6 protein-coding genes and 12 tRNA genes are annotated in these 10,815 nt (G+C 42.8%); 1 reads left to right on the plus strand and 17 read right to left on the minus strand.

Features of this window, described 5'->3' with window-relative positions; translation table 11 throughout:
* Positions 1-63: 63 nt before the first annotated feature.
* The gene (locus KHB02_RS10005; RefSeq protein WP_213144519.1) at positions 64-1,002 is read left to right on the plus strand and encodes a 1,4-dihydroxy-2-naphthoate polyprenyltransferase; all 939 of its coding nucleotides are present in this window, start codon (positions 64-66) and stop codon (positions 1,000-1,002) included.
* A gap of 122 nt (positions 1,003-1,124) precedes the next feature.
* Here the strand turns inward: KHB02_RS10005 and KHB02_RS10010 are convergent, their stop codons facing one another.
* The 17 genes from KHB02_RS10010 to KHB02_RS10090 all read right to left on the minus strand — a co-directional run bounded on the left by KHB02_RS10010 (position 1,125) and on the right by KHB02_RS10090 (position 10,720).
* Entirely contained in the window at positions 1,125-3,521 is a 2,397-nt protein-coding gene (locus tag KHB02_RS10010) for a glycogen/starch/alpha-glucan phosphorylase (protein WP_213144518.1), read from the minus strand.
* Complete coding sequence (gene glgA / locus KHB02_RS10015) at positions 3,511-4,962, minus strand: glycogen synthase GlgA (RefSeq protein WP_213144517.1); 1,452 nt, start codon at positions 4,960-4,962, stop codon at positions 3,511-3,513. Before glgA ends, KHB02_RS10010 begins: the two co-directional genes overlap by 11 nt.
* Entirely contained in the window at positions 4,959-5,990 is a 1,032-nt protein-coding gene (locus tag KHB02_RS10020; protein WP_213144516.1) for a GlgC family sugar phosphate nucleotidyltransferase, read from the minus strand. Before KHB02_RS10020 ends, glgA begins: the two co-directional genes overlap by 4 nt.
* A 72-nt stretch (positions 5,991-6,062) precedes the next feature.
* A complete protein-coding gene (locus tag KHB02_RS10025) occupies positions 6,063-7,208 on the minus strand; it encodes a glucose-1-phosphate adenylyltransferase (RefSeq protein WP_213144515.1) in 1,146 nt (381 codons plus the stop codon).
* Complete coding sequence (gene glgB / locus KHB02_RS10030; protein ID WP_213144514.1) at positions 7,150-9,099, minus strand: 1,4-alpha-glucan branching protein GlgB; 1,950 nt, start codon at positions 9,097-9,099, stop codon at positions 7,150-7,152. The genes KHB02_RS10025 and glgB overlap by 59 nt, the downstream gene beginning before the upstream one ends.
* Before the next feature lie 405 nt (positions 9,100-9,504).
* Positions 9,505-9,576 (minus strand) — tRNA-Glu (locus tag KHB02_RS10035).
* A 3-nt stretch (positions 9,577-9,579) separates the two neighbouring features.
* A tRNA-Ser gene (locus KHB02_RS10040) sits at positions 9,580-9,670 on the minus strand.
* Positions 9,671-9,673: 3 nt separating this feature from the next.
* Positions 9,674-9,748 (minus strand) — tRNA-Asn (locus KHB02_RS10045).
* Positions 9,749-9,757: 9 nt separating this feature from the next.
* Positions 9,758-9,834 (minus strand) — tRNA-Ile (locus KHB02_RS10050).
* Positions 9,835-9,838: 4 nt separating this feature from the next.
* A tRNA-Gly gene (locus KHB02_RS10055) sits at positions 9,839-9,912 on the minus strand.
* Positions 9,913-9,919: 7 nt separating this feature from the next.
* Positions 9,920-9,995: transfer RNA gene (locus tag KHB02_RS10060), tRNA-His, on the minus strand.
* 23 nt (positions 9,996-10,018) lie between these two features.
* A tRNA-Phe gene (locus tag KHB02_RS10065) sits at positions 10,019-10,091 on the minus strand.
* Between the two features lie 35 nt (positions 10,092-10,126).
* Positions 10,127-10,203: transfer RNA gene (locus tag KHB02_RS10070), tRNA-Asp, on the minus strand.
* 3 nt (positions 10,204-10,206) lie between these two features.
* A tRNA-Met gene (locus KHB02_RS10075) sits at positions 10,207-10,280 on the minus strand.
* Between the two features lie 167 nt (positions 10,281-10,447).
* A tRNA-Ser gene (locus KHB02_RS10080) sits at positions 10,448-10,540 on the minus strand.
* Between the two features lie 17 nt (positions 10,541-10,557).
* Positions 10,558-10,634: transfer RNA gene (locus KHB02_RS10085), tRNA-Ile, on the minus strand.
* A gap of 9 nt (positions 10,635-10,643) precedes the next feature.
* Positions 10,644-10,720, minus strand: a tRNA-Met gene (locus tag KHB02_RS10090).
* Positions 10,721-10,815 lie beyond the last annotated feature (95 nt).

Below are 10,815 nucleotides of genomic sequence, written 5' to 3' on the forward strand. Positions count from 1 at the left end.
CCATTCTTTATAAATTCGTTTTGTACAGATAGATAATGCATTTAAAAGGGAGGAGAAAAAAATATGCAGCCAAATTTACGGGAAGGTTCTAAACCTGTTGTTGACTCAAACCGCGGCTTCCAGGTTTGGTGGCAGATGACCCGCCCCCATACTTTAACAGCAGCGTTTGTTCCTGTATTGCTAGGCACTGCATTGGCACTTCGGCACGGGAAAATTCATTTCGGTCTTTTCTTCGCCATGCTGATTGCAAGCCTGTTAATTCAAGCCGCTACAAATATGTTTAATGAATATTATGATTTTAAACGAGGACTCGATACAGAGGACTCTGTCGGGATTGGCGGAAGTATTGTCCGGGACGGAATTAAGCCAAAGACTGTGATGCAGCTGGCATTAGGACTCTATGGAATTGCTTTATTATTGGGAGTTTATATATGTGCAAACAGCAGTTGGTGGTTAGCTTTAGTGGGCTTGGTATGTATGTTGATTGGGTATTTATATACAGGCGGGCCGCTGCCAATCGCCTACACACCTTTCGGAGAATTGTTTGCCGGTTTCTTTATGGGGATGATGATTATTTTAATCTCATTCTTTATCCAAACAGGGACAGTGGACAGCACAAGTATTCTTGTATCAGTGCCAAGTTTTATTTTGGTCGGCGGAATTCTTTTGTCCAATAACATCCGCGACCTTGACGGCGACAAAGAATTTGGCCGGAAAACATTGGCCATTCTTCTAGGCAAAGAAAAGGCCATCTTCCTATTGGCCGGGATGTTTGCTTTTTCGTATGTCTGGATTTTGGGGCTGATAATTGCGGATATTGCCCCAATTTGGACGGCGCTCGTATTAATAAGCACACCGAAACCGATTAAATCAGTTAAAGGCTTTATTAAGGGTACAGTGCCAATTCAAATGGCACCAGCGATGAAAGCTACGGCCCAAACGAACACCATCTTCGGCTTCTTACTGGCTATTGGGATTTTCGCCGGTTACTTTTTTTCTTAAATAAGATTAAATGAAAACTTGCCGATTGGCGAGTCCGTAAGGACGAAGACAGTGGCGTAGTTGAATTTATACTTTCTTACTAGCCAAAAAAGCTTCTGCCGAGAGCAGAAGCTTTTTAAATATTATTTTACTGGATGGATTCCCCATATATCTTTGGCGTATTCTTTTATCGTTCGGTCGCTCGAGAAGTAGCCTGCATGGGCGATGTTAGTCAGGCACATTTTCTGCCATTTTAGTGAATCCGCATAGGCTTCTCCTACCCTCCGCTGGGTATCTGCATAGGAAGCGAAATCCTTTAAGACAAAATATTGATCGTTTTCTTCAAGCAGCGAGTCAAAGATTGGTTCAAATTCGTTATGGACGCCCGGGAAAAATCCGTTCACCAGCTGATTGACAGCCTGCTGAATCCGGTTATCATGATGATAATATTCAACGGATTCATATCCGCCGTGCCGATAATAATGAAGGACCTCCTCGGCCGTTAGACCGAAGATAAAAATATTATCGTCCCCCACCCTTTCATGAATTTCTACATTTGCCCCGTCCAAAGTCCCTAACGTCAATGCCCCATTAATCATAAACTTCATATTCCCCGTACCTGATGCTTCCTTGCTGGCCGTTGAAATCTGCTCGCTTATATCTGCAGCAGGAAATATTTTCTCCGCCAATGAAACGCGGTAGTTCTCCAAAAACACAACCTTCATCTTATCGCCGACTTTTGGGTCATGGTTAACTTTCTCAGCTACTGTATTGATTAATTTAATAATCTTCTTCGCGTAATAATATCCAGGAGATGCTTTTGCTCCAAAAATAAATACCCTCGGTACCATGGAAAAACTGGAATCTTCCAAAATTCGATTATATAGGTGCATGATATGCAGGACATTTAGAAGCTGTCTTTTATAAGCGTGCAGCCTCTTCACCTGGACATCAAAGATGGCATCAGGATTGACGGAAATACCGTTGTGCTTATAAATCACCTCAGCCATATTTTGCTTATTCTCCTGCTTGATTGCCGCTAATTTCCCTAAAATCGAGTGATTGTCTTGATATTTAAGGAACTGCATCAGCTCATGTGCAGAGTGAGTCCACCCATCCCCGATTGTTTCGCTTAGGAGCGAGGACAATTTGGGGTTTGCTTTTAACAGCCAGCGGCGGTGGGCAATGCCGTTCGTCTTATTGTTGAATTTCTCAGGGAAAAGCTGAAAGAAGGGCCGCATCTCACGTTCCTTTAAGATTTCGGTATGTAATCTTGCCACACCGTTTACACTAAAGCTGCCAACAATCGCTAAATGGGCCATTTTGACATAGCCATCCGCTATTATCGCTAGTCCCGCAATTCGCTCCCAATCGCCTGGGGTCTCTTCCCAACGTTCCTTGCAGAATCTTTCATTTATTTCCTCAACAATCATATAAATTCTTGGCAGGAGCGGCTGGAAGATATGAATCGGCCATTTCTCCAAGGCTTCTGATAAGGTGGTATGATTGGTATAAGAGATTGTATTAGTAGTAATCTCCCATGCTTGTTCCCAAGAAAAGCCTTCCTCATCCATCAGAATCCTCATCAGTTCTGGAATGGCTAGAACAGGATGGGTATCATTAATATGAATACAAACATGATGATTCAGCTCTTCAAGGCTGCCATGCTGTTTTTTATAGGACCTTAAAATTGACTGGAGGCTTGCCGACACTAAAAAGTATTGCTGCTTTAGCCTTAACGTCTTGCCTTCATCATGGGTATCGTCCGGATAAAGGAATTCGGAAATGGCTTCTGTCCTCCGCTTATATTGTAAAATATCTTTATGAACTGGAAACTGAGCGGGCTCTGAACTCCAAAGCCTTAAGGTATTAACTGTCTTTGTCTGAAAGCCGACAACAGGCATATCGTATGGAACAGCAGTAACTACTTCCGTGTTTATATGTTGAAAAACAAGCCTGCCATTTTCCTGCCGGGTTTCAACTTTCCCCCAAAACGGGATACTAACCGCCAAATCGGCCTTGCGTATTTCCCAAACATTGCCGCTTCTTAGCCATTGCTCCGGCAGTTCAACCTGATAGCCGTCGACTATCTTCTGTTCAAATAACCCATGTTTATAGCGGATTCCATGGCCATGTCCCGGCAGATCAGTGGAAGCAAGTGAGTCCAAAAAGCAGGCGGCTAGTCTGCCTAAGCCGCCGTTTCCTAAGCCTGCATCCGGTTCCAGCTCTTCAAGGTCCGCCAATTCAATACCTAAGTCACTTAGGCCTTCCGCAACGGTTTCCTCCACGCCCAGATTAAGCAGATTCTGCCGTAGCAGCTTGCCTAGCAAATATTCAATCGATAAATAATATACCTGTTTCTCTCTAACTGCCATGTAACGTTCATTGGTGGCAATCCAATCATTACTAACAAATTCTCTGATCATGTTGCCGAGGGTTTGGTAATGATCCCTTGGAGTGCTTTCTGAGAAGCTCTTCCCGCAGAGCATCTCAAGCCTTTTTAAAAAGTCTGCCTTAAACCGTTCTTTATTAGAAAACATGGGTTTCACTCCTTGTGGTGAGTTCAGCATACAGCTGGTTATAGCGGAAAGCGGATTGAGCCCAGCTATAATCCATTTCCATTGCCTGTTTTACAATTGATCCCCATGTTTTTTTATCATGATAGAAGTTAATTGCCCGCTGAATCGTATAAAGCATATCGTGAGCATTGAAGTTACGGAAGGAAAACCCATTTCCCTTCTTTGTGAACTCATTCCATGCCTTCACCGTATCATTTAAACCGCCCGTTTCCCGAACAATTGGGATGGCTCCATATTTCATGGCTATCAACTGGGAAAGGCCGCACGGTTCAAACAGGGACGGCATCAAGAATAGGTCTGCCGCTGCGTATAATCGATGCGCAAGTCCCTCATCAAAGCCGGTATGAACCTTCAATTTTTCCGGATAAATCCGGGCTGCCTGCCGTAAATATTCTTCATATTCATAATCCCCGGTTCCAAGGATAATAACTTGGATATCCTCCTGTAAAATCTCCCGAAGGACACATTTGATGAGATCAAGCCCCTTTTGTCTAGTCAACCTTGAAATCATCACCATTAACGGAGCAGCAGCAGTTTGCTTTAGACCAAATTGCTTTTGAATTTCCTTTTTATTAATGGATTTCTTCTTAATGTCTTGGCTTGAATAGGTTTGCAAAAGAAATGGGTCATGTTCAGGGTTATAAAAGTCATCATCAATTCCGTTTAAAATTCCCAAAAGATCTTCACCTCTTGCTTTCAACAAGCCGTCAAGCTTTTCTCCGTAGTTCACTGTTTGAATTTCATTTCGATAGGTTGGACTCACGGTTGTGATGGTGTCCGCTGCAACAAGCGCACCCTTCATGAAATTGACATTTCCGAAAAACTCTAAATGTCCAGAATGGAAGGATTGTTCATCGAGATTGAACAGGTCTCTCAAGACCTCTTTTGAAAAAACTCCTTGAAATTGCAGATTATGAATGGTAAATACAGTTTTTATCTGACCATAACCTGTCTTCTTGTAATATTCTTTTCGAAGCAGGTAAGGAATCATGGCCGTATGCCAATCATGGCAATGCAGTACGTCGGGATAAAAGTTCAACTCTTCTATGACCTCTAGCACCGCACGGTTAAAAAAGGCAAATCTTTCTCCATCATCGTAATAACCGTAAAATCCTTCACGTTTAAAATAATATTCGTTATCAACAAAATAAAACGTAACACCTTGATGGACTAGTTCCTCAATCCCGCAATACTGCTTTCTCCAGCCGACAGAAACGGAAAATTCCTTTATCTTCTTCATTCTTTTTTTATATTCGTCCGAAATGGTTCCATATTTGGGAAGAATGACCCTTACATCCGTACCTAGACTTTTTAATTCTTTTGGCAGAGATCCGGCTACATCAGCAAGGCCTCCCGACTTTGCGAATGGTCCACACTCTGACACTGCAAATAATACTTTCACGAATTCATCAACGCTCCTTGCTTTGTACCTTTTCTTATTACAAACGGTGCCCCCGCTGTGCCAGTTAAATGTGTCCCTGATTCAACCCGGACATCTTTATCCAAAATAACCGAATCCAAGTAACAATTGTCCTCAATTTGGCATTTTTGCATGATGACACAGTTCTTAATAACTGTACCTTTTCCGATTTTTACTCCGCGCGAGACAATACTGTTTTCAACAGTGCCGCTAATTAAACAGCCGTTTGCAATCATTGAATTTTTTACGGATGATTCTTTTAAATACTTAGCAGGCGGCTCATCCTTAACCTTTGTCAAAATAGGCTGGTCATTATTAAAAAGATTTTTCCAAACGTTAGGCTTTAGCAAATTCATGCTGGTCGAGTAATAATTCTCAATTGAATCTATCTTGACGGCATATCCATCATAATCATATTGGCAAACAGTGTAATCATTATGAATATCGCTGACGACATCCTTCATACAACTGTACCCAGTCTCAAATCTAGTTTCAATCAGCTTCATCAACAGAGAGGTTTTGATTAAATACATTTCTAATGATCTTCCATCCTGATGATGGATTTCGGTAATATCGCAGTTTGCATGCATATGCCATTCTAGCATGGGTTTAAAATTCATATTTAAAATGGTGTAACAATTTGAGATAATCGCATATTCCTGAGTGCTGCGATAAAAATAATCCATATTTGCCGCGAAAAGATCAAAGGAACCTATCCCTTTAGGATTGCTGCCTACGACTGGAGAAGGAAAAAAGAAAAGGCCATCCCTTTTCCGATTTAGATCCCAATTCTTCCCTGACCCTAAGTGGTCCATCAAGGAACGGTACTGCATTTTTGGAAAAATCGCGACACTGCGAATGCCGGAATTCACCATATTTGAAAGGACAAAGTCAATAATACGATAACGGCCTGCATAAGGCAGCGCCGCCAAAGAACGATGTGTTAATAGGTCATCCAAATCCTCATGATAGGTAGTTGCATCAATAATACCTAAAAGCTTTCTTTTCACGCCAAAGTCCCCTCCAGTTTCTTATCACCTAATATCTGTAGCACCCAGTCCGACTGGGCTTTCATTCTATTTTTAATAGGCAGAGTACAACGCTTTTAACATTTCCTCTGTGACTAGGATGATTTCATCATCGAAGGAACGAATGACCGTTCCGTCCGGTATTTTCACGTTACAAGGCACAATCGCTTTTTCAATAAAACAATTGCTGCCAATTGTTGCATCCGGCATGATCACAGACTCCTTAACAGTGGAATCCTTCCCTACTGTTACGCCCTGGAAGAGTACTGATTTCTCAATTTCCCCTTCAATTGTACATCCTTCATTAATGAGTGATTCCATTACTCTGGCATCCGGGGAAATATATTGCGGAGGACGATTAGGATTAACAGAATAAATTCTCCAGTCATGGTCAAATAAATCTAATTCGCAATCTTCGTCCAATAAATCCATATTGGCCTCCCAAAGACTTCTTACAGTGCCAACGTCCTTCCAATAGCCTTTGAACGGATAGGCATATAATTTTTTATTTTCTTCAAGAAGCCTTGGAATGACATCTTTCCCAAAGTCGTGACTGGAGTCCGGATTGCGTGCATCCATTTCCAAATATTCTTTCAATATATTCCAACTAAAAATATATATGCCCATCGATGCAAGATTATTTTTAGGCTCACTTGGCTTTTCCTCAAATTCCAGGATTCTCAGTTCATCGTTTGTATTCATAATCCCAAACCGGCTGGCTTCCGCCCAAGGTACCTCGATCAGGGAGATCGTTACATCTGCTCGTTTTTCAATATGGTATTCAAGCATGGATTCGTAATTCATTTTATAAATATGGTCACCAGAAAGGATTAAAACGTAGTCCGGCTGGTACTGCTTTAAGTAATTAAGGTTTTGATAGATGGCGCTTGCCGTACCGGTGTACCACTTCACTTCTGAGGATTCACTGTAAGGGGGTAAAACGGTAACCCCGCCATTTTTACTGTCAAGATCCCATGCACTGCCTATTCCAATATATGAATTTAACAAGAGCGGCTGATATTGCGTTAAGACGCCGACAGTATCAATTCCGGAATTTGCACAATTGCTTAAGGTAAAATCGATGATCCGATACTTCCCTCCGAATGGCACAGCCGGTTTTGCAAGGTCCTTTGTAAGAGCATTAAGCCTGCTCCCTTTCCCTCCTGCCAGCAGCATGGCTACGCACCTTTTCTTTTCCATTGCCTTTTCTCTCCTTCCGTTTTTTCACTTGTCTTATCATCTGAAACCCATACGGGGCAATTGTGAGCTTGATAGAATACGGTCTTCCGTGGAAAGGCTCTTCTGAAGCCGGAATGGTGTGCTTATTAATATGGCCGGCACCACCAAATTCTAAGTCGTCATTATTAAGAATTTCCCGGTATTCACCAGAGTTTGGCACACCTATCTGATAATCCTGATAGCTAATGCCCGTAAAATTGCAAATGATGATTATCGCATCCTCTTCCTTCTTCCCTTTTCGAATAAAGGAAAACATCGACTGCTCGTTATTATTAACATCCATCCATTCAAATCCATCCCACAGATGATCGAGTTCATAGAGGGCTTTGGTGCGTTTGTAAACTTTCGTTAAGACTTTCACATAGGCATTCAGTTTTCGGTGCAGCTCGTAGTCCAAAAGATGCCAATCTAGCTGTTCTTTATCTTTCCATTCCGCGAACTGCCCCAGTTCAAATCCCATAAATAGCAGCTTCTTCCCGGGATGGGCAAACATATAGCCCAGTAAAAGCCTTAGCTGGGCAAATTTTTCCCAATAATCACCGGGCATCTTATCCAATAAAGATTTTTTCCCGTGGACAACCTCATCATGTGAAAACGGGAGCATAAAGTTTTCTGAAAACGCATATAAAAGTGAAAAAGTGACCTTTGAATGGGCCTGTGACCTTGCAAACGGCGGCGTTTCCATGTATTCAAGCATGTCATTCATCCAACCCATATTCCATTTGTAATCAAATCCAAGACCGCCATAACGGACTGGGGTCGTTACCTTCGAAAAATCGGTGGAGTCTTCCCCTATCATTAAAAAATATGGATTATAGTTGTTTATTGCTTGATTAAGTTTTTTTAAGAAAGCAATACCGAAGGGGTTTTCACTTTGTCTATTTGAGGCATTCGGCCAATAAATGATATTGGCAACAGCATCCATTCTGAAGCCATCGATATGATAATTTTCCATCCAAAATAGGGCGTTTGAAATGAGGAAACTTTGCACCTCTCCTTTTCCAAGGTCAAAATTGGCTGTGCCCCAGATGTGGTTTTCCCTATCATTTAGATGGGAATAGGAATAAAGATGTGTACCGTCAAAATTGTATAACCCATGAGCGTCCTTGCAGAAATGCCCGGGTACCCAGTCAAGGATGACCCCTATGCCATGCTGATGGCACTGTTCGACGAAATAGCGGAAATCATCTGGAGTCCCGTACCGCGATGTTACGGAGAAATACCCAGTCCCTTGGTACCCCCAAGAAGCGTCAAGTGGATGTTCAACCAGCGGCAGCAGCTCAATATGCGTAAAGCCAAGCTCCAATACATAAGGGACAAGTTCTTCCGCCAGTTCTCGATAGGTTAAAAAGTCACCATTATCCTTGGTCTTCCATGAGCCCGCATGAACCTCATAAATGACGGCTGGTTCCGCCAGGAAGTTCGATTGTGCTTTGCGGTTCATCCATTGAGTGTCCTGCCATTTATAGCCCTCAAGCGAATAAACAACAGAGGCTGTATTTGGTCTTAATTCTGAGTAAAAAGCATAGGGATCTGCTTTTAATAATCGTTTCTTTGATTTTGTGGTGATTTCATATTTATAGTTGCAGCCATCTAGATTTTGCTTGATGACAATAATCCATACACCCTCACCATTTACTTTTTGTAATTCATATCCATCACCATTCCAGTGATTAAAATCCCCCACAAGCCTTACTTTGAGGGCATTCGGAGCCCAAACGCAAAATCGTGTATAAGTCTTTGCGGAATCCTTAAAGATATGAGCGCCAAAAAGCTGATGACTTTGAAAAAGATTTCCCTCGTGAAATAAGTGAAGCTGGTAATCAGTCGGAAAAAATGTATTCACTGCCATGGCTCTTCTCATCCTCACCTGAAATTATGTATTTCAAAAACCAATTATAAGTGCAAATAACAAATATTCCTTGTAAAACTTTTTTATCTTTTCTGACAGCAAGCGGGGAATGGCTCCACTATTAGATGTTTTTTGACAGCTGTCACCAGGATACGGCAAAAAATCTCTCGTGTTTCGACAGGAATCTATTAAGTTTTTTTGTGATTTTTTTGTTAAAGTAGTTTGAAAAGTTATTCAATTTTTGAAAAAAATAGATAACTTTATTTGCGGAAAATCGAAGTCTTGCAAGCGATTTCAATACTTTATTGCATTGTAGAGATAGCAAAGAGGTTATATTAATATAATGATTTGCATGTTCAAAAACAACAAAAAAGCTGATGACTATATGTCATCAGCTTTTTCGTATGACCCCTACGGGATTCGAACCCGTGTTACCGCCGTGAAAGGGCGGTGTCTTAACCGCTTGACCAAGGGGCCAAATGGCAGAGAAGAAGGGATTCGAACCCTCGCGCCGCTTACGCGACCTACTCCCTTAGCAGGGGAGCCCCTTGAGCCACTTGGGTACTTCTCTATATGGCTCCGCAGGTAGGACTCGAACCTACGACCGATCGGTTAACAGCCGATAGCTCTACCACTGAGCTACTGCGGAATAATACTATGGTGGGCCTAAATGGACTCGAACCATCGACCTCACGCTTATCAGGCGTGCGCTCTAACCAGCTGAGCTATAGGCCCATAATGGAGCGGGTGATGGGAATCGAACCCACAACAACAGCTTGGAAGGCTGTGGTTTTACCACTAAACTACACCCGCATTATATTGGGGCGGCTGATGGGAATCGAACCCACGAATGTCGGAACCACAATCCGATGCGTTAACCACTTCGCCACAACCGCCGTGATGTTTTTAAAAATAAAGGTGGCTCAGGACGGAATCGAACCGCCGACACAAGGATTTTCAGTCCTTTGCTCTACCGACTGAGCTACTGAGCCATTATTAAATCATTTTCTATTAAGCCAAAGATAAATGGCGGTCTGGACGGGACTCGAACCCGCGACCTCCTGCGTGACAGGCAGGCATTCTAACCAACTGAACTACCAGACCGAATTGCGGGGGCAGGATTTGAACCTGCGACCTTCGGGTTATGAGCCCGACGAGCTACCGGACTGCTCCACCCCGCGATAATAAGAAGTATTAAGTTTACGTCAAGCTAAAAGCAAACGTAGGACTGTATCAATCTCAGAAAGCTTATTCAAGCAGCAGCTCGATTGATACAACTCGCAGATTATTCATCGAAGCAACGCTCGTTGCTCCACCCCGCGATAATAAAAAGTATAAAATGTATTTATGGCGGAGGAAGAGGGATTCGAACCCCCGCGCGGTTTAACCCGCCTGTCGGTTTTCAAGACCGATCCCTTCAGCCAAACTTGGGTATTCCTCCATAAAATAAGATACTAATGGTGGACCTTGTAGGACTCGAACCTACGACCGGACGGTTATGAGCCGTCTGCTCTAACCAGCTGAGCTAAAGGTCCTAATAATCTTGGTAGCGGCGGAGGGGATCGAACCCCCGACCTTACGGGTATGAACCGTACGCTCTAGCCAGCTGAGCTACACCGCCAAATTACATATTTAAATTAAATGGTGGAGCCTAGCGGGATCGAACCGCTGACCTCCTGCGTGCAAAGCAGGCGCTCTCCCAGCTGAGCTAAGGCC

This window comes from Neobacillus citreus (assembly GCF_018343545.2).
Classification (GTDB): domain Bacteria; phylum Bacillota; class Bacilli; order Bacillales; family Cytobacillaceae; genus Neobacillus; species Neobacillus citreus.

Excerpts from the sequence above, each read along its gene's own strand:
- KHB02_RS10010 (WP_213144518.1), bottom strand. The coding sequence starts at position 3,521 with ATGTTTTCTAATAAAGAACGGTTTAAGGCAGACTTTTTAAAAAGGCTT.
- KHB02_RS10005 (WP_213144519.1), top strand. The coding sequence starts at position 64 with ATGCAGCCAAATTTACGGGAAGGTTCTAAACCTGTTGTTGACTCAAAC.
- glgB (WP_213144514.1), bottom strand. The coding sequence starts at position 9,099 with ATGGCAGTGAATACATTTTTTCCGACTGATTACCAGCTTCACTTATTT.
- KHB02_RS10025 (WP_213144515.1), bottom strand. The coding sequence starts at position 7,208 with ATGGAAAAGAAAAGGTGCGTAGCCATGCTGCTGGCAGGAGGGAAAGGG.